This window comes from Mycobacterium parmense, assembly GCF_010730575.1.
Taxonomy (GTDB): Bacteria; Actinomycetota; Actinomycetes; order Mycobacteriales; family Mycobacteriaceae; genus Mycobacterium; species Mycobacterium parmense.
The window spans coordinates 4,665,651-4,683,681 of sequence record NZ_AP022614.1 but is presented as its reverse complement, the minus strand read 5'-3'; the positions used below and the strand labels follow the sequence as shown (position 1 = coordinate 4,683,681).

Annotated in this window: 18 protein-coding genes; 4 read left to right on the top strand and 14 right to left on the bottom strand. The window is 69.4% G+C overall.

The features are described 5' to 3' along the window. Positions 1-30: 30 nt before the first annotated feature. The 7 genes from G6N48_RS21710 to carD form a co-directional block, all read right to left on the bottom strand. On the bottom strand, positions 31-255 hold the full coding sequence (locus G6N48_RS21710; RefSeq protein WP_085270389.1) for an MbtH family protein: 225 nt from the start codon (positions 253-255) through the stop codon (positions 31-33). Between the two features lie 295 nt (positions 256-550). Then, positions 551-1,534, bottom strand: a complete 984-nt coding sequence (locus G6N48_RS21705; protein ID WP_372511363.1) for a glycerophosphodiester phosphodiesterase — start codon at positions 1,532-1,534, stop codon at positions 551-553. Positions 1,535-1,569: 35 nt separating this feature from the next. After that, the gene (gene rlmB, locus G6N48_RS21700) at positions 1,570-2,514 is read right to left on the bottom strand and encodes a 23S rRNA (guanosine(2251)-2'-O)-methyltransferase RlmB (protein WP_085270385.1); all 945 of its coding nucleotides are present in this window, start codon (positions 2,512-2,514) and stop codon (positions 1,570-1,572) included. Continuing rightward, entirely contained in the window at positions 2,514-3,929 is a 1,416-nt protein-coding gene (gene cysS / locus G6N48_RS21695; RefSeq protein WP_085270384.1) for a cysteine--tRNA ligase, read from the bottom strand. The genes rlmB and cysS overlap by 1 nt, the downstream gene beginning before the upstream one ends. A gap of 56 nt (positions 3,930-3,985) precedes the next feature. Next, entirely contained in the window at positions 3,986-4,465 is a 480-nt protein-coding gene (gene ispF / locus G6N48_RS21690; protein ID WP_085270383.1) for a 2-C-methyl-D-erythritol 2,4-cyclodiphosphate synthase, read from the bottom strand. Next, positions 4,462-5,166: a 2-C-methyl-D-erythritol 4-phosphate cytidylyltransferase gene (ispD, locus tag G6N48_RS21685; RefSeq protein ID WP_085270382.1), complete on the bottom strand. Its 705-nt coding sequence runs from the start codon at positions 5,164-5,166 to the stop codon at positions 4,462-4,464. Before ispD ends, ispF begins: the two co-directional genes overlap by 4 nt. 16 nt (positions 5,167-5,182) lie before the next feature. Then, positions 5,183-5,671 (bottom strand): RNA polymerase-binding transcription factor CarD, encoded by a 489-nt coding sequence (gene carD / locus G6N48_RS21680; protein ID WP_003419482.1) that lies wholly within the window; start codon positions 5,669-5,671, stop codon positions 5,183-5,185. A 273-nt stretch (positions 5,672-5,944) separates the two neighbouring features. Between carD and G6N48_RS21675 the strand changes: the two genes are divergently transcribed. Genes G6N48_RS21675 through disA form a run of 3 tightly spaced genes read left to right on the top strand, consistent with a single transcriptional unit; the run spans position 5,945 to position 9,083 of the window. Then, positions 5,945-6,517 carry a hypothetical protein gene (locus G6N48_RS21675; protein ID WP_085270381.1) on the top strand — a complete coding sequence of 191 codons (573 nt, stop codon included), beginning with the start codon at positions 5,945-5,947 and terminating at the stop codon, positions 6,515-6,517. Positions 6,518-6,566: 49 nt separating this feature from the next. Next, the gene (gene radA, locus G6N48_RS21670; RefSeq protein WP_085270380.1) at positions 6,567-7,982 is read left to right on the top strand and encodes a DNA repair protein RadA; all 1,416 of its coding nucleotides are present in this window, start codon (positions 6,567-6,569) and stop codon (positions 7,980-7,982) included. 27 nt (positions 7,983-8,009) lie between these two features. Beyond that, positions 8,010-9,083, top strand: a complete 1,074-nt coding sequence (gene disA, locus G6N48_RS21665) for a DNA integrity scanning diadenylate cyclase DisA (RefSeq protein WP_085270379.1) — start codon at positions 8,010-8,012, stop codon at positions 9,081-9,083. A 4-nt stretch (positions 9,084-9,087) separates the two neighbouring features. Here disA and G6N48_RS21660 read toward each other — a convergent pair whose 3' ends face one another. Together G6N48_RS21660 and G6N48_RS21655 are read right to left on the bottom strand one after the other, a co-directional pair. Next, positions 9,088-9,879, bottom strand: a complete 792-nt coding sequence (locus tag G6N48_RS21660; protein WP_139825880.1) for a hypothetical protein — start codon at positions 9,877-9,879, stop codon at positions 9,088-9,090. Between the two features lie 109 nt (positions 9,880-9,988). Then, entirely contained in the window at positions 9,989-10,606 is a 618-nt protein-coding gene (locus G6N48_RS21655) for a carbonic anhydrase (protein ID WP_085270377.1), read from the bottom strand. Here G6N48_RS21655 and G6N48_RS21650 point away from each other — a divergent pair. Beyond that, entirely contained in the window at positions 10,605-11,516 is a 912-nt protein-coding gene (locus G6N48_RS21650; protein ID WP_085270376.1) for an HhH-GPD family protein, read from the top strand. The genes G6N48_RS21655 and G6N48_RS21650 overlap by 2 nt on opposite strands. 19 nt (positions 11,517-11,535) lie before the next feature. On the opposite strand, the gene G6N48_RS21645 is transcribed toward G6N48_RS21650, so the two are convergent. Genes G6N48_RS21645 through G6N48_RS21625 form a run of 5 tightly spaced genes read right to left on the bottom strand, consistent with a single transcriptional unit; the run spans position 11,536 to position 17,995 of the window. After that, positions 11,536-13,017 carry a hydrogenase large subunit gene (locus G6N48_RS21645; protein ID WP_085270387.1) on the bottom strand — a complete coding sequence of 494 codons (1,482 nt, stop codon included), beginning with the start codon at positions 13,015-13,017 and terminating at the stop codon, positions 11,536-11,538. Beyond that, positions 13,004-14,476 (bottom strand): proton-conducting transporter transmembrane domain-containing protein, encoded by a 1,473-nt coding sequence (locus G6N48_RS21640; protein WP_085270375.1) that lies wholly within the window; start codon positions 14,474-14,476, stop codon positions 13,004-13,006. The genes G6N48_RS21645 and G6N48_RS21640 overlap by 14 nt, the downstream gene beginning before the upstream one ends. Then, on the bottom strand, positions 14,476-15,138 hold the full coding sequence (locus G6N48_RS21635) for a hypothetical protein (RefSeq protein ID WP_085270374.1): 663 nt from the start codon (positions 15,136-15,138) through the stop codon (positions 14,476-14,478). The genes G6N48_RS21640 and G6N48_RS21635 overlap by 1 nt, the downstream gene beginning before the upstream one ends. After that, positions 15,135-16,094 carry a respiratory chain complex I subunit 1 family protein gene (locus G6N48_RS21630; protein ID WP_085270373.1) on the bottom strand — a complete coding sequence of 320 codons (960 nt, stop codon included), beginning with the start codon at positions 16,092-16,094 and terminating at the stop codon, positions 15,135-15,137. Before G6N48_RS21630 ends, G6N48_RS21635 begins: the two co-directional genes overlap by 4 nt. Next, positions 16,091-17,995, bottom strand: coding sequence for a proton-conducting transporter transmembrane domain-containing protein (locus G6N48_RS21625; RefSeq protein WP_139825882.1), 1,905 nt, complete (start codon positions 17,993-17,995; stop codon positions 16,091-16,093). Before G6N48_RS21625 ends, G6N48_RS21630 begins: the two co-directional genes overlap by 4 nt. Between the last annotated feature and the right edge of the window lie 36 nt (positions 17,996-18,031).

Below are 18,031 nucleotides of genomic sequence, written 5' to 3'. Positions count from 1 at the left end.
CTGACCCCCCAAATCGAGACGGCTGACCGATCAAACCCCCCGGGCCTGCGCCAATCTCTCGCGAAGACTCTTCGGCCGTATGTCGGGCCAATTCTGTTCGACGTATTCCAGGCAGGCGGCGCGATCGGCTTCGCCATAAACCACTCGCCAGCCGGCGGGGACATCGGCGAAAGTCGGCCAGAGGCTGTGCTGCTCCTCGTCGTTGACCAAGACGAAAAAGGTGCCGGCGTCGTCGTCAAATGGATTCAAACTCACGATGTCCCCCAACAGGATTGATACTTCTCGACCCCACAATTGACCCTTGAGCCGGATGCTACCCGAACTACTTAAGCGGGTAAGAATCGTCAGACGCTCGGGCACGCGAACGCTCAACCGCCGCTTGACAGTCGAACGGTGAGTACCGTCACACCCGCAGATTCGTACCAGACGCTGGCGCGAGCGCCATCTGGCTGATGGGTTGTGCAGCGAGACCCAGTCCACAGGTACCGGCGGACCAAGAAACGCGCGGTCCCCAGCGTACGCCTTCTCTCTGAGTGGGCTCGCCCGCCGTCTAGGGTGCCCGACGGTAGGGGCGCGGCAGCGGCATGCCCAGCTCGGCCAGCACGCCGCGCAGCCGGGCGGGGTAGTTGGTGATGAGGCCGTCGACGCCGTCGGCGATCTGTTCGCGCATCGCGGGCACCTGATCGACCGTCCAGGGTATGACCCCGAATCCCCACGCGTGGGCGCGGTCGACGAAGTCTTTATTGACCAAAGTGCTAACGGGCGAGAGGATGTCGGCCCCGACCAGCTTGGCGGCGACCATCGGATCGCCGACCGTGGCCGGGTTGATGCCGGCCGACCACGGCGAGTCCGGGGCCCAGGTCTGCCGATCCCACAACGCCACCAACGGAATGGAGGGCTCGGCGTGGCGCACCAGAGGCAGCGTCCGCCAGTCGAAACTCTGGATCTCGACCCGGCCGGTCTGCCCCGCGGACCTGACCGCGGCCAGAATCACGTCGACGAATTCCTGCGGGCTGGCCGTGAGTTCGGGGCGATCGGCGGCCACCTTGGTCTCGATGTTGTAGCGGATCCCGTCCGGACCCGAGGCGTGGTAGGACTCCGCCAGCGCGAAGACCTCCGGCAAGATCGCAACCTTGTTGCCGCGCACCACTTCCGCGTCGGGGAACTGCGGGTTGGGTTTGCCGCAGTCCAGCGTGCGGATCTGCGCCAGGGTGAGCTCGTGCACCGCGCGCCCGACGTAGGGATACGCCGGGTCGCCGGCGAACGCCGGGCCGGTATCGCTGCACTGCTCGGGCTCGATGACCGGGTCGTGCCATACCAGCGGCTGCCCGTCCGCGGTGACGTTGATGTCGAGTTCGAGTGTGCTGACCCCCAGTTCGAGTGATTTCGCGAAGGCGCGCAACGATTCTCCGGTCGCCTGTCCCCGGCCGCCGGCGTGTGCCTGCAGGTCGAACGCGGCCGCCTGCGCACGAGCCGCCGATGCCGGCACGATCACCGCGGTGACCATCACGACCACCGCGACCGCCGCCGCCACGGCGCCGAGGCGAGCGGGCGGGCGCGGCCTGCAGGTCAACGCGGAGTCAGCCCCCTGCGTCGGCGGGCGACTTCGGCGAGCACCACCCCGGCGGCCACCGAGGCGTTCAGGGATTCGGTATGCCCGGCCATCGGGATGGACACCACCTCGTCGCACGTCTGGCGCACCAGCCGCGACAGGCCCTTGCCCTCCGAGCCCACGACGATCACCAGCGGGTCGGAGGCGTCCAGGTCGTCCAGGGTGGTGTCGCCGCCGGCGTCCAGCCCGACCACCCGGACCCCATGGTCGGCCCAATCCTTCAGTGCCCTGGTCAGATTGGTGGCCCGCGCGACCGGAAGCCGGGCCGCCGCCCCGGCGCTGGTGCGCCAGGCGACCGCCGTCACCGACGCCGAGCGCCGCTGCGGGATCAGCACGCCGTGGCCACCGAAGGCCGCGACCGAGCGCACGATCGCGCCCAGATTCCGGGGGTCGGAGATGTTGTCCAGCGCGACCAGCAGCGCGGGGGGCGAGCCGGTTGCGACGGCGAGCAGGTCGTCGGGGTGGGCGTACTCGTACGGCGGCACCTGCAGCGCGATGCCCTGGTGCAGGTGGTTGCCGGTCATCCGGTCCAGGTCGGTGCGCGGCACCTCCAGAATAGCGATGCCCAGATCGGCTGCGCGGGAAACGGATTCGGTAAGCCGCTCGTCGGCCTCGGTACCCAGCGCGACGTACAGCGCGGTCGCCGGGACGCCGGCGCGCAGGCATTCGACCACCGGGTTGCGGCCGAGCACGGTCTCGGCCTCGTCGGTGCGACTGCGGGCCGGCCTGCGCGCGGGCGGCTGGGCCCGCTTGGCGGCGGGATGGTTGGGGCGCAGGTGTGCCGGTGGCGTGGGGCCGCGCCCCTCAAGAGCGCGGCGACGCTGGCCCCCCGATCCCACCGTGGGTCCCTTCTTGGTGCCGGACTTGCGGATCGCCCCCCGACGCCGCGAATTGCCGGCCATTACCCGTCGCGGTTCTCGTCGCGGGCCGACAGTTCCCACTGCGGCCCGTCGGCGGTGTCGGTGACCTCGATGCCGGCCTTCTTCAGCCGGTCCCGGATCTGGTCGGCAAGCGCCCAGTTGCGCTGCTCGCGCGCCGTCTGCCGGTTCGCCAGCTCGGCCTGCACCAGCACGTCGACGGCCGCCAGGGCGGCCGAGGTCTCGTCGCGGGTCTCCCAGCGCTCGTCGAGCGGGTCGCAGCCGAGGATCCCCATCATGGCGCGGATCGCACCGGCGTGCAGCAGCGCGGCGTCGTGGTCACCGCTGTCGAGGGCCCGGTTGCCCTCGGCGCGGCTCTGGTGCACCTCGGCCAGCGCGATCGGGACCGCCAGGTCGTCGTCGAGGGCCGCGGCGAACTTTGGCGTCCACGTCCCGGGCCGCACGGCGCCGACGCGGGTGCGGACGCGGTGCAGGAACTCCTCGACGCCGACGTAGGCCTTCACCGCGTCCTGCAGGGCGGTCTCGGAGAATTCGAGCATCGACCGGTAGTGGGCGCTGCCCAGGTAGTAGCGCAGCTCGGCGGGCCGCACGCGCTGCAGCATGGCCGGGATGGCCAGCACGTTGCCCAGCGACTTGCTCATCTTCTCCCCGCCCATGGTGACCCACCCGTTGTGCAGCCAGTAACGGGCGAACCCGTCACCGGCGGCGCGGCTCTGGGCGATCTCGTTCTCATGATGCGGGAACACCAAATCCATCCCGCCGCAATGGATGTCGAACTCCGCGCCGAGATAGGTGCGGGCCATCGCCGAGCACTCCAGGTGCCAGCCGGGACGCCCGCGGCCCCAGGGCGTGGGCCACGACGGCTCACCGGGCTTGGCCGCCTTCCACAGCGTGAAGTCGCGCTGGTCGCGCTTGCAGGTGGCCACCCCCTCGCCCTGGTGGACATCGTCGATCCGGTGGCCGGATAGCTGCCCGTACTCGGGGTAGCTGAGCACGTCGAAGTAGACGTCGCCGCCGGCGGCATAGGCGTGGCCGGTCTGGATGAGGCGGTCCATCAGCTCGACCATCTGGGTGATGTGGCCGGTGGCGCGCGGCTCGACGGACGGCGGCAGGACGTCGAGGGCGTCGTAGGCGGCGCTGAACGCCCGCTCGTAGGTGGCCGCCCACTCCCACCACGGGCGGCCCGCGGCTGCGGCCTTGTTGAGGATCTTGTCGTCGATGTCGGTGACGTTGCGCACGAAGGCGACGTCGCACCCGCGCGCCATCAGCCAGCGGCGCAGGATGTCGAACGCCACGCCGCTGCGGACGTGCCCGATGTGGGGCTGGCCCTGGACGGTGGCGCCGCACAGATAGATGGAGACGTGGCCGGGACGCAGCGGCACGAAGTCACGGACGGCACCGGCTGCCGTGTCGTGGAGCCGCAAGGGGCGATCGGTCACGACGTGCGAGCTTACCTGGCCAATTGCGGTGCCCTGTGATCGCGAGCGGGCGCCGGTCACCCGGCGGCGACCACCAAAGCGGTGGCGATTGCGGCCAGCCCCTCGCCGCGCCCCGTCAGGCCCAGCCCGTCGGTGGTCGTCGCCGACACCGACACCGGCGCCCGCAGCAGACCGGACAGCACCTGCTGGGCCTCGGCGCGCCTCGGGCCGACCTTGGGCCGGTTGCCGATCACCTGCACGGCGGCGTTGCCGACCCGGAAGCCCTGCCCCGAAAGGAGGTCGACGACGTGGCTCAGCATGGCGGCGCCGCTGACCCCTTTCCAGCGCGGGTCGTCGACGCCGAAGACGGAGCCGATGTCGCCTAGGCCGGCGGCCGAGAGCACCGCGTCGCAGAGCGCATGCGCACCCACGTCGCCGTCGGAGTGGCCGGCGCAGCCGTCGACGCCGGGAAACAGCAGACCCACCAACCAGCAGGGCCGGCCGGGTTCGATCGGGTGGACGTCGGCGCCCAGCCCGACCCGGGGAAGGTCGTTCACCCGCGCACGACCGCTTCGGCAAGAGTCAGGTCGAGCCGGGTGGTGATCTTGAACGCGAGCGGGTCGCCGTCCACGATCTGGACCCGGCCGCCGACGTGCTCGACGAGCGAGGCGTCGTCGGTGAATCCGCCCGCGCCGCGATGCGCGCGGTAGGCGCGCAACAAGAGATCGGTGGCGAAGCCTTGCGGCGTCTGCACCGCCCGCAGGCCGGCCCTCTCGGGCGTGTCGAGCACCACGCCGTCGGCATCCACGGCTTTGATCGTGTCATGCAGGGGCAGCGCGGGCACGACGGCGTGGTGGCCGGCGCGCAGCGCCTCGACCACGCGCGCGATCAGGGCCGGTGGCGTGAGCGCCCGCGCGGCGTCGTGCACCAGCACGAAGTCGGGCGCGTTCGACGGGTCAGTCCCGGCACCCCCGGAGACGGCGGCCAGCGCCAGGCTCACGGATTCGGTCCGGTCGGCCCCCCCGGCGACGACGGTGGCCCGAGCGCCCAGTATGCGCTCGGCCTCATCGACCCGGTCGCGGGGAACGGCGACCACGACGCTGTCGACGACCGCCGACGCCAGCAACCCATCGACGGCCCGCTCGAGCAGGGTCAGCCCGTCGAGCTCGCAGAATGCCTTGGGGATGCCGGCCGCCAGACGTTCTCCGGAACCCGCGGCCGGAACCACCGCGCACACGGCGCCCGTCCGCTCGGCCACGGGAGCGTCAGGGCCTTCAGGAAGCGGCGGCCAGAACCTCGTCGAGGATGGTCTCCGCTTTCGCGTCGTCGGTGCTCTCGGCCAACGCCAATTCACCGACCAGGATCTGCCGGGCCTTGGCCAGCATGCGCTTCTCACCGGCGGACAGGCCGCGTTCCTGGTCGCGGCGCCACAGGTCGCGGACTACCTCCGCCACCTTGTTGACGTCACCGGAGGCGAGCTTCTCGAGGTTCGCCTTGTAGCGGCGCGACCAGTTCGTCGGCTCCTCGGTGTGCGGAGCGCGCAACACCTGAAAAACCTTGTCCAGGCCCTCCTGCCCGACGACGTCGCGGACACCGACGTACTCGGCGTTCTCGGCGGGAACTCGAACAGTCAGGTCGCCCTGCGCAACTTTCAAGACGAGATACTCTTTTTGCTCCCCTTTGATGGTGCGGGTTTCAATCGCCTCGACTAACGCAGCACCGTGATGCGGATAAACAACGGTGTCGCCGACCTTGAAGATCATCAGATTCGAGCCCCTTTCGTTACTTCAGTCTAACACGGCCGCCCAACACTCGTGAAGCAACAGTGCAGGTCAGGGGCACGACACGCGCAGGTTAGGGGTTGACAGGGGGAACAGAACGTGCAATGGAGCACGATACCAGCGGCGTCTTTTCGGCCGTCGAGCGGCCGTCCGGGGCCGCCGACCAGTGTGGTACGCCCCGCGCTACCGCGCGCGACGGCTTCCTACTACTGTGCATAGTTGCATTGGTTTGAACCGGCCGGCAGGAGACTTCGAGTGAACCGCTTCAAGACCAGCCTCCCGTCCCGTCGTGGCGCGGGCGGCGTCGCGCCGGCCGCGGCGCTCGCCCTGACCGCCGCGCTGCTCAGCGGTTGCGGCGCGGGCCAGATCTCGCAGATGGCCACCCAGGAGCCGGCCGTCAACGGCAACAAGGTCACCTTCAACAATGTGGCGCTGCGCGACATCCGCATCCAGGCGGCCCAGACCGGCGACTTCCTGCAGCCCGGCCGGACGGTGGACCTGGTCGCGGTGGCGGTCAACCAGTCGGCGGACGTGCCCGACCGGCTGGTCGGCATCACCAGTGACATCGGCACGGTCACGCTCACCGGCGACGGCCGGCTGCCCGCCGGGGGGATGTTGTTCATCGGCACGCCGGACGGCCAGAAGGTGGCGCCCGGCCCGATCGACAACAACAACGCGGCCAAGGCGACCGTCACTTTGTCCAAGCCCGTCACCAACGGCCTGAATTACAGCTTCACTTTCAATTTCGAAAAGGCGGGTCAGGCCACCGTGCAGGTGCCCATTTCCGCGGGTTTGAAGCCGCCGCCGCAGCAAATCGAAGGCGCCTGACGGCCTGTCGCGGATCGGTCTTGTCGGACCGGGCCGATACCGTCATGGCGTGGCAAATCCGCGTTCGCAATACCGTTGCTCGGAATGCCGGCATGTCACCCCGAAATGGTTCGGGCGCTGCCTCGAGTGCGGCACCTGGGGGACCGTCGATGAGGTCGTCGGCCACAGCGCGGTAGGCGTCTCCCGCGGCGGCCGCCGCGCCCCGGGTGGCGCTCTCGGCACGGCTTCGCGACCGGTTCCGATCACGTCCGTCGAGCCCGACGCCAGCCGCCACCGCTCGACGGGCGTCGGGGAACTCGACCGGGTGCTCGGGGGCGGCGTGGTGCCCGGTTCCGTGACGCTGCTGGCGGGTGACCCCGGCGTCGGCAAGTCGACGCTGCTGCTCAAGGTCGCGCACCGCTGGGCGCAGGCCGGCCGGCGCGCCCTCTACATCTCCGGCGAGGAGTCCGCCGGCCAGATCCGGCTGCGGGCGGACCGGATCGGCTGCCGCGGGGACGAGATCTTCCTGGCCGCCGAGTCCGACCTGCACACCGTGCTAGACCACATCGCCACGGTGCGGCCCGCCCTGGTCATCGTCGACTCGGTCCAAACCATGTCGACCACCGAGGCCGACGGCGTCGCCGGCGGCGTCACCCAGGTGCGCGCGGTCACCGCCGCGCTCACCGCGGCGGCCAAGTCCAGCGGCGTCGCGCTGATCCTCGTCGGCCACGTCACCAAGGACGGCGCCATCGCCGGCCCGCGCTCCCTCGAGCACCTCGTCGACGTGGTGCTGCACTTCGAGGGCGACCGCAACGGCCCGCTGCGCATGGTGCGCGGGGTCAAGAACCGCTTCGGCGCGGCCGACGAGGTCGGCTGTTTCACGCTGCACGACAACGGGATCGAGGATGTCGCCGACCCGTCGAACCTGTTCCTGGACCAGCGGCCGGCGCCGGTCGCCGGCACCGCGATCACCGTGACGCTCGACGGCAAGCGGCCGCTCACCGGCGAGGTCCAGGCGCTGCTCGCCACGCCGTCGGGGGGCTCGCCACGCCGCGCCGTCAGCGGCATCGACCATTCTCGGGCCGCGATGATCACGGCCGTGTTGGAGAAGCACGGCAAGCTGACGCTCGCGCCCAACGACATCTACCTGTCCACCGTCGGCGGCATGCGGCTGACCGACGCGTCCTCCGACCTCGCCGTCGCGGCGGCGCTGGCCTCGGCGTACGCGAACCTGCCGTTGCCGACCACCGCGGTGATGATCGGCGAGGTGGGGCTGGCCGGGGACCTGCGGCGCGTCAGCGGGATCGAACGGCGGCTCGCCGAGGCCGCGCGCCAGGGATTCACCATCGCGCTCATCCCGGACGGCGACGACCCGCGCCGCGACATCGTGCCGCAAGGGATGCGGGCGCTGCGGGCACCGACCATCGTCGCGGCACTGCGGCACATCAAAGACATCGCCGACCAACGCGACCGGCTGGACGCATGACGCCGCCGGGCCGCACAATGACACGCTGTGACCCGTCCGACGCTGCGTGAGACCGTCGCCCGCCTGGCCCCCGGCACCGGGCTGCGCGACGGCCTGGAGCGCATCCTCCGCGGCCGCACCGGCGCGCTCATCGTCCTCGGCAACGACGAGAGCGTCGAGGCGATCTGCGACGGCGGATTCGCGCTCGACGTCCGGTACGCGCCGACACGGCTGCGCGAGCTGGCCAAGATGGACGGCGCCGTCGTGCTGTCGACCGACGGCAGCCGCATCCTGCGGGCCAACGTCCAGCTCGTTCCGGATCCCTCGATAGCCACCGACGAGTCCGGCACCCGGCACCGCTCCGCCGAACGTGCCGCCATCCAGACCGGGTACCCGGTCATCTCGGTCAGCCACTCGATGAACATCGTCACCGTCTATGTCGACGGCGAGCGCCACGTGGTCGCCGACTCCGCGACCATCCTGTCGCGCGCGAACCAGGCCATCGCGACGCTGGAGCGGTACAAGACCCGGCTCGACGAGGTCAGCAGGCAGCTCTCGCGCGCCGAGATCGAGGACTTCGTCACGCTGCGCGACGTGATGACGGTGGTGCAGCGGCTCGAGCTGGTCCGGCGGATCGGCCTGGTGATCGACAACGACGTCGTCGAACTCGGCACCGACGGGCGCCAGCTGCGGTTACAGCTCGAGGAACTGCTGGGCGGCAACGACATCGACCGCGAGCTGATCGTGCGTGACTATCACGCCAGCCCCGAGCCGCTGGCCGAGGCGCAGATCAGCGCAATGCTCGACGAGCTGGACACCCTCTCGGACACCGAATTACTCGACTTCACCACGCTGGCAAAGGTTTTCGGCTATCCGACCACGGCGGAGGCGCAGGACTCGGCGCTGAGCCCGCGTGGCTACCGCGCCATGGCCGGCATCCCCCGGTTGCAGTTTGCGCACGTGGACCTGCTGGTGCGGACGTTCGGCACCCTGCAGGACCTGCTGGCGGCCAGCGCCAGCGACCTGCAGTCGGTCGACGGGATCGGCGCGATGTGGGCCCGCCACGTCCGCGAAGGGCTGTCTCAGCTGGCGGAGTCGACGATCGCCGACCCGCTGACGTAAGGCGTCAGCCGGCGGGCGGCGCCTCGGGCGGCGGAGCCTGCGCCGGCGCGCCCGGCACCGGCCCGGGCGGCGGTGGCGGCTGGTTCATGATGAACGGCACCGGCATCGAACGCAGGTTGCCCAGCTGGACCACCAGGTTGTAGGTGCCCGGGCCGATCGCGGGCCGCGGCAGCGGGCAGTGCGGCGCAGAGCCCATTCCCGTCCACGTCACCGCGGTCGTCACCTGTTCGCCCGGCGTGAACATCTTGATCAGCGTCTCGTTGGACGGCGCGCAGTCGAGGTTGGACCACAGTCGCTTGTTGTCCAGCGAGTACACGTAAGCGGCCAGCACCGCGGCGCCGACGTCGCGCTTGCACGAGACCAGGCCGATGTTGGTGACCACCATGGTGAATTTCGGCTGGTCACCGATGAAGTACTGGGGGGCGTTGGTCAGTCCCTTGACGGCCAGCGTCGCGTCGGGGCAGTCGTCGCCCTCCTTGAGCACCGGCGGCGGGAGCACCGCGGCGGTCGGGGTCGGCGATTCCGGGTTCTGGCCCAGCAGTGGCGCGTCGGGGTTTCCCGGCTGCCCTGGCGGCGCCAACGCCTGCGGCGGTTGCGGCACGGGCGCGCCGGGCTTGTTCTGTGCGCCGTTCGACTTGTCGGCGCTTGCGGGCTTGGAGCCCGCGCTGTTGCCCATGAAGGCGACGATCGTGGCGACCACGATCCCGATGACGACGACCGCGACCCCCACGGCCAGTCCCCTGCGCCGCCAATAAATCTCGGTCGGTAGCGGGCCTCGCGGTTCCAGATCCAGCACGATCGCAGCGTAGGCCCAGGTCACACCGATTTGCCTGACCCGCCTCGGCGTGTCGCCGGGTTTGCCGGCCGACGTTCGTGTTAGTGGCCCGAAAACGGGCCCGCGGCCGTTATTCGCCTATGTCACCGACGTGGTCGACCAACACAGCACGCCCGTCGGCCAGGTGATAGGTGGCGCCTCCGACCGCCAGGGTCCCCGCAGCCACGCGCTCGGCGATCGCGGTCGAACGCGACAGGAGCTGGGCCACGGTTTCACGGACATGCCGTTCCTCGAACTCGTCGACACGCCTGAGGCCGTCGCGGCGGCCCATCAGGATCGACGGCGCGACCCGCTCGACCACGTCTCGCACGAAACCGCCAGGTATCGTTCCGTCCTCGATCGCACCCAGAGCAGCCTTGACGGCACCGCAACTGTCATGGCCCAGGACCACGATGAGCGGCACGTCGAGCACCGTCACCGCGAACTCGATGGATCCCAGCACCGCCGAGTCGATGGCCTGTCCGGCGGTGCGTACCACGAACATATCGCCCAGACCTTGGTCGAAGATGAGCTCGGCCGCCACCCGACTGTCCGCGCAACCGAAGACCACCGCCGTGGGCTTCTGCCCGGCAGCCAGACTGGCCCGGTGTTCGACGCTCTGACTGGGATGCTCAGGCTTGCCGGCGACGAATCGCTCGTTACCCTCTTTGAGTGCTTTCCACGCGGTTACGGGACTGGTGTTAGGCATGGCTGACATCATGCCGCACCCGCCGGTGAACGGGCGGCCAAATGTTCCGGCCGCCGAGTTGCTCGGGTGGTACGACCAATCGCGCCGCGACCTGCCGTGGCGGGAACCCGGCGTCAGCGCCTGGCAGATCCTGGTCAGTGAATTCATGCTGCAGCAGACCCCGGTGTCGCGGGTGCTGCCGATCTGGCCGGACTGGGTGCGGCGCTGGCCCACCGCCTCGGCGACCGCCGCGGCCAGCGTCGCCGACGTGCTGCGCGCTTGGGGCAAGCTGGGCTACCCGCGGCGCGCCAAGCGCCTGCACGAATGCGCTGTCGTCGTCGCGCGCGACCACGACGACGTGGTTCCCGACGATGTCGACATCCTGCTGGCCCTGCCGGGCGTCGGGAGCTACACCGCCCGCGCGATCGCCTGTTTCGCCTACCGGCAACGGGTGCCGGTGGTGGACACCAACGTTCGCCGGGTGGTGGCCCGCACCGTGCACGGCCTGGCCGATGCGGGAGCGCCGTCCGCGACGCGTGACCACGCCGACGTGGCGGCGCTGTTGCCCGCCGACGAGACGGCGACGCAGTTCTCGGTGGCGCTGATGGAGCTGGGCGCGACGGTCTGCACCGCTCGCGCGCCGCGCTGCGGCCTGTGCCCGCTCGGCCGCTGCGCCTGGCGGGTCGCCGGGTATCCCCCGGCGCAGGGCCCGGCGCGCCGCGTCCAGGCCTACGCGGGCACCGACCGCCAGGTCCGCGGCCGCTTGCTGGACGTGCTGCGCGCCAACGACTCTCCCGTCACGCGCACCGAGCTGGATGTGGCATGGCGCAGCGACACCGCCCAACGCGACCGGGCCCTGTATTCGTTGCTTGCCGACGGCCTGGTGACCCAGACGGCCGACGGCCGGTTCGCATTGGCGGGCGAGGGGTAGCCGGACACGGATTGGTTTGTCATAGGTCGTTGCCCGCGTAGGACTGGTTGAAGCTTTTGTTGGCCAGCGGGAAGTCGGGGACGATGGTGTCAGCCATCGCGACGGGCAGCGCGGGCCAGTTGAGCCAGGACGGGTCGACGATCTTCGCGCGGGTGATGCGATTTGCCGCACCGATTTCGACGCGGTGGACAATGGTGCCCCGCCAGCCCTCGACAATGCCGATACCGCTGCCAGGTTGAGCTCGAGAAGGCCGGACACTAACGTATTCGTTTGCGCCGGAATGTGATTCGATCAGGTGGCATAACAACTCGGTTGACGCGGCGAACTCTTCCCGGCGCACCGTGTAACGGGCAAGCACGTCACCTGCCGCGGCAGTGATCTCGGTGACGGGCAGCGCGATGGTGGGATGTTCGACTCTCGCGTCGGTCCGCATACCGCTGGCTCGCGCGACGTAGCCGAGGCAGCCCATGGCGTGAGCGTCCTGGGCGTGCAGGACGGCGGTTCCGGCGAATCGGTCGTACACGACGGCGTTGCGCAACGTCAGTTCCGCAACCTCGGCGACGTCCGCCGCGATGGATTTCAGCACAGCAACGTCGGGCAGGGCTCGCAGCCTGATCCCGCCGGGGCGGATAGCGCGGCGCAGCAGGCGATTTCCAGTGACGTCCGCGTTGAGCCGCAGCAATTTTTCCCGGATGCGTTGAGCGTGCGCGTTGGCGAGTGCGAATCCCACATCGTTGGCCAGGGCGCCGAGATCGGCGACATGGTTGTAAAGCCGCTCGAGCTCAACGAGCAGTGCCCGCAGCCGGTGCGCCCCGTCGGAAAGCCGGATTCCCAGCGCGTCCTCGACGGCGAGGCAGTGGGCTAGCGCGTGACCGACGGAGGTATCGCCACTGACCCGTTCGGCCAGGCCTACAGCGTCGTCAGCGGCCCGCCCTTCGAAGAGCTTTTCCAAGCCGCGGTGGACAAACCACAACCGGGCCTTGAGTCGCAGCACCGTTTCGCCGGCGACGGAGAAACGGAAGTGTCCGGGCTCGATCAGCCCGGCATGTACGGGGCCGACCGGTATCTCGTACACGCCGGGCCCCTCGACAGTGACGAAAGGAAAGTCCTCGGACTGCGCGAATTCCTTGACGGGTGCGGCGTTGCGGCGCATGGGGTACCAGTCCTCCGGCCAGTGGCCATGACGCACCAGTCGCCGCGGCTTGGGATGTCCGACCGGCCGGATCCCGTACAAATCGGCCATTTCGCGCTCGAACCTGCTCGCCGCAAACGACAGGTACGCAAGCGATTGCAACTCCGGGTCACTTTTGGGCACAACGCATTCGAGCTCGACGCGCCGATCCGGCCAGCCGGCGAGGAACAAGTAGACGACGCGCAAGGTAGCACCGTCGTCGTGAGCCGCCATCATTGCCAGCCGAAACCCGTCGGCCAGCATCTCTCCGGCCATCTCGGCCAGTTCCTCCTGGGACACCCTGTAGTGCAGGAGATTATGGCCCATGATGTACCCCAACGCCGGCGCCCGCGGTGATGAACAGGGCGGTGAGGGGGCCGGCGGTGATACCGAGGGCAATCGATGCCACGACGCCGAGGACCAGGGCCGCGCCGACCGTTGCGGGCACAGTGATCAGCGGCGCGCCGGTCGAATTCCCCAAGAGGATGCGGCCCGCGTTGCGCGCCAGCGCGGCGAAGGCGATCGCGACCATCAGCATGCCCGCACCGAGTGCCCAGGTGAGTCGGGCGTCGGCGAGCGAGCGCGCGATGGCCAATTCGCTGGCGAACATCGCGAAGGGCGGCAGCCCCAACAACACGATCAGGCCCACGGCGAGCGATACACCGATCAGCCGGGAGCGTCGCAGAACCGCGCTGATGTCAGCGATCGCAGTGGAATCGTGTGCAGCCTGCAGCGAACCACTCGCCAAGAACAGGACCGTTTTGCCGATCCCGTGCGCAAGCACGTGAAGTAACAGCGCAGCGATCGCCAGCGTCGTCCCGGCGGCCGCGGCGATCGCGATCAGGCCCATGTTCTCCATCGACGAGTAGGCGAGCATCCGTTTGATGTCGGATGTCACCGTCAGCATCAAGGCTGCGATCACCAGCGTCGCCAACCCGACCACCAGCAGCCCCGACCGCATGAAGGTGGGCCCGGTGGCGGTGTCGATGACCGGTCTGATGCGAAGAAGCACCGAGAACGCCACCGAGAGAAGCACCCCGCTCATCAGTGCCGAAACGGGTGCCGGGGCCTGGCTGTGCGCGTCGGCCAACCAGGTATGGAAGGGAAAGAGCCCGGCCTTGGCCCCGTACCCGATGAGCAGCAGACCGCCCGCCAGTCGAGCGATTCCTGGATCCAACCGGCCCGCGTACGCCGTGACCACGTCGAGGTTCAGGGCGGCGGCGGCCGGCGCGCCGGCGTGTTCGACGGCGAAGTACAGCAGCGCCGTGCCCAGAAAAGCGATCGCGATGCCGACCGAGCAGATCACGACGTACTTCCAGGTGGCTTCGAGTGCCGCGCGGGTGCGACGGTGTCCGACCAGGAAGGCGGTGATCACTGTGGTGGCTTCGACGGCGACCCAGACCACGCCGATGTTGTTGGCGCACACCGCAACAACCATCGCCGCCAGGAACGCCGCGGTGAGCGAGCCGTACGTCCGAGACGCGCGCCCGTCGGTGTGGCCGTGCGCGAGTTCGGCGTCGAGGTAGCCGATGCTGGCCCAGCTGGCCAGTGTGGCAACGATCCCGATGACGATCAGCATGGTCACGGTGAGCGCATCCACACGCAGCAGCCCACCCAAGGCGAATCGGGCCTCCGATCCAACCCCGACTCCCAGCGCCGCGCCGCAACCCAGGACTGCTACCGCCGAGAGCAAGACCCCGGTGGCGGTCTCCCGGCGCCAGCCGAACATCATCATGGCAATCGATGCAGCGATCGGCGTGAGTATCGCGGCGAGCAGTAATCCGGTCATCAATCGTGCAACTCCCGCAACGCATCCAGGTCGGCGCCACCGAAGCTGCGGGAAAGCCTGCCGGTGAGGACGCCGATCACGATGACGGCGAACAACACGTCCAACGAGGCGCCGAGTTCGACGATCAGCGGCACCCCGGCGGTGAGCAGGAACGCCGTCGCGGCGATGCCGTTGTCCAGCATGAGAAATCCCACCGCTTGCGACAACGCATGCCGCCGCGTGACCATCATGAACAAGGCGATGAGCACGACCGCCGTGGCGGCCGGGACCGCGTTGGTGGTGGCCGCGGGCTGCAGTTTCACCAATGACCGGGTGGCGGCGAACGCCGCCAGCGTCAAGACGGCGGTGATGAGCAGCGACGTGGCGGTGTTCACCAGCGGGGTGGCCTCGCGCTGGAACTGTGGCTCGGCGCCGCGTGCTCGGGCCAGCGCCCGGGGCAACACCGCGGTGCGCAACACCACCACCGCCAGGCCAACACCGATCAGCGCATGGTCGGTGTCGTGCAATCCGCGCAAGATGGGAATGGCCGCCAAAGCGACACCCTGCCAGGCCAGCAGACGGATGATCGCGGACAAGTCGCGGCGCCACACGATCAGCACCGCGGACAAGATCAGCCCGCCGGCGGCGAGGTCGACCAATACGGCAAAGTCGTCGTACGTCATGCGGGCACTCCGAAGAAGTTGGCGGCGGTGACCGCGAGCAGCGCCAGGAGAAACGACCCCGCGAGCAGTTCGGGAACCCGGAACAGCCGCAACTTGGCGACGAACACCTCCACGGTTGCGAGCAGTCCGGCCAGCATCGCGACCTTGATCACCACCGCGGCGAGGCCGACGACGATATCGGCCGCGCCGGGATGGCTGCCGGCGATTCCCCACGGCGCGAACAGGTTTGCCAATAGACCAAGCAGGACGGCCAGTCGCATGCCGGCGGCCCACTCGACCAGCGCCAGCCTCGGACCCGCGTACTCGAGGATCATCGCCTCGTGCACCATGGTCAGCTCGAGATGGGTGGCCGGGTTGTCCACCGGAAGACGCCCGGTCTCGGCGACGATCACGATCACCAGCGCGGTGAACGCCAGCACCGCGGCCAACGAGAGAACCTGCTCGGGGTGGGCGATGGTATTCGCCACCAGGGCGCCGAGATTGGCCGACCCCGCCGGGATGGACAGCGCGAAGACCGCGAGCAAGATGGTGGGCTCGACCAAGGCGGCGATGGTGATCTCGCGGCTGGCGCCCATCCCGCCGAACGAGGTCCCGGTGTCGATGCCGGCCAGGGTCAGCGCGACGGTACCCAAGAACAGCAGTCCGACCACGGCGAACAAGTCCGCGCTGGAATCCAGGGGTGACCCGGTGGCGACCAGCGGCGCGATCGCCGCGATCAGCAAGGTGGATCCGGCGACGACGGCCGGCGCCGCCGCGAACACCACCGTCGTTCCTCGCGGCGTTATCTGTTGTTTGCCGAGCTGTTTGGCAATGTCGCGCCACGGCTGCAGGACACCACCACCGGCGCGACCCTCCCAGCGCGCGCGCACCTGCCGAGTGAGGCCGACCACCAACGGCGCACCGACCATCACGGTGCCGATCTGCACCGCGCCCGCAACGTAGGAAAGGGCGTTCATCGGGCGACCACCAGCACGGTCAGCACACCGAGCGCACCATATGCCAGGTAGAGATGCACGCTGCCGGTGTGCGCGCGCCGCACCGTTTCCGCCGCGGCTGCCACCGCGTGGATCACCGGCCTGTAGAAGCGCTCCTCTATCCCGTCGGCGATGGTCGTGCGGTAGACGATCTTCTCGGCCAGATACTGCGACTCGGGAGTGTGCGTGACCTCGATATCGGTGTCGGGACGCAGGACGTCGTCGAAGACTCGTTGCAACGGCTCAGCGAACGACGTGGCCGTGTACTGCATCCGCGCGGTGAGAGCGTCTGCCCCACAAGCCCATAGCGGCAATGTGGCGGGCGCCGGTCGGCGCCCGCGACGCCAGCGCGCGAGGCCGGCCGCACTCAGCGCAGCCGCCACGACGCAGGCCGCGATCACAGCGGGCGCAATCGAACCCTGCACGCCCGGCAGTCGCACCATGACGCCGAAATCGGTGAAACCCACCGTCCGGGCTGCCGGGAGCGCGGCGACTGCCGCGCGCAGCGCGGGTGCGACCAGCGAGGGCGCCACCGCCAGCGTCACACAGGCCGCCGCCGCAATCGCCATGCCGGCCAGCATGCTGCGCCCTGCCTCGCGGGCCTGGGCACTCTCGTCGCAGCGAGGCCGCGCCAGAAACCCGATCCCGAATGCCTTCACCATCGCGGCGACGCCCAGGCCGGCGGTCAGCGCTACGACCCCCACAGCCAGCGGCGTGGTCAGGGCCAAGATGGTGGCCTGCCCGGGAGGCGTGTGGATCAGCGACTGCACGAGCAACCACTCGCTGACGAACCCGGCACCCAGTGGTAGCCCGCACGCTCCGAGTGCGGCCACGCCGAACAGGGCGGTTGTCGCGGGCATCCGGCGGGCCAGTCCGCCCAGCCGGTCGAGGTCTCGGAGCCCGGTCGCCGCCAGCACCGAACCCGCCGCCAGGAACCCGAGGCTCTTAAACGCCGCGTGTGCGATCAGATGAAGCATCGCCGCGGCGGCGGCGATGGTCGCCGGCGCATAGGTGCCGCAGGCCGTGAACAGTGTCGCGGCTCCCAATGCCAGCGCGATCAATCCGAGGTTTTCGGTGGTCGAATAGGCAAGTAGCCGCTTGAGGTCGGTGGCCACCGAAGCCTGCACCACGCCATAGAGCGCCGATACCGCGCCGACGACCATCAGGATCAGCCCCCACCAACGCGGTCCCGGCCCGAGCAGCTGCAGGTCGATCCGGCAGATGCCGTATATCCCCAGGTTGACCATCGCCGCGCTCATCAGCGCCGACACCGGACTCGGCGCCTCCGGGTGAGCGCGCGGCAGCCAGGCGTGCAGCGGCACCAGCCCGGCTTTCGACCCGAAGCCGGCCAACGTCAACACGAACACCGCGGTGGATTCACCCGGCGAGATCCGGTGCAAGTCAGCGAACCGGTCCGCACCGCCCGCCGCCGAAAATGTCATCAAACCGACCAGGATCGCCGCAAACCCCAACTGGGTCATCACCGCGTAAACCAGCCCCGCGGAGCGAACCTGCGCACGGGTGTGGCCCGCCAGTACGAGCACCAGAGACGCGATCGCCATCAACTCCCAGGCCAGCAGAAACGTCGTCACCGACCCGGCGGCTGGTACCAGCAGCATCGCCGCGACGAATATCGGCAACACCGACAGGCTGGCCCACCCGAGATGCCCGCGGCGGGCATACCCGATCACGTAAATCCCGACCACGACCGCCACTGCGCCGGTGAGCGCCATGAAGAAGCCACCCAGAGGATCGAGCTTCAACTGCACACCCGACAGTGGGAGCAGCCACGCGATGTGGACGGCGCGAACCGCACCGAACATCCCCGATATGCCGGCCCAGATCCCGCCGGCGCCGATCACCGACGTCAGCGCGCCCACCATGGCAGACCCGACATCATTGCGCGGCATAACCTTTGG